Genomic DNA, 555 nt, shown 5'->3' with positions numbered 1-555 from the left:
CTTGGCAGGCTGTCCGGCGAGGTTGTGACCCAACTGGGCCAAGGTATCGAGACGTGCGCGTGCGCGGTAGGCATATTCACTTGATGGATATTTGGCAATCAGGAACTGATAGGTCTGCACCGCATCGACATACAGCTTCTGGCGCTCCAGGCATTGCCCGCGCAGCATCGACACCTCAGGCCACACATAAGAGCGCTCGCGGCTCTGACGCTCGACCTTGGACAAAGACAGCATCACACTGTCGCAATCGCCGCGTTCATAAGCGTGATAAGCCTCGTTGAGGTTGGCGTTCATCGCCCAACGGGTAAAGCCGCTGACAGCAACCAGTAATACAAGAATCGTTAGAATGCGCATGAGAGTCTCCTGTTCTGTGCCTTGATATCGGCCTGCTGCCCCTTTTCTTCAGGGCAGATTCAATACCGATCATCAGCCGATTGCCCTGTCGATTCCCGAAGAGGTAGTGCAAAGGAACAATGACTACAGCCCCGGACAGGAGTCGGCTCCCGCTGCGCTTCAATTAAGGAGTTTGTGCATGACCGTTCGCCGCACCAAAAT

At 55.1% G+C, this 555-nt stretch carries 1 protein-coding gene; it reads right to left on the bottom strand.

Going from position 1 to position 555, the window contains the following annotated elements; genetic code table 11:
* A partial coding sequence (locus NRB16_RS29095; protein ID WP_257107593.1) for a tol-pal system YbgF family protein occupies window positions 1–354 on the bottom strand: 354 nt, incomplete at its 3' end.
* Window positions 355–555: the final 201 nt, after the last annotated feature.

Origin of the sequence: Pseudomonas sp. LJDD11, from assembly GCF_024584215.1 — a bacterium.
Lineage (GTDB): Bacteria > Pseudomonadota > Gammaproteobacteria > Pseudomonadales > Pseudomonadaceae > Aquipseudomonas.
The sequence above is the reverse complement of the archived record's forward strand: the minus strand, read 5'-3'. Positions and strand labels throughout refer to the sequence as shown.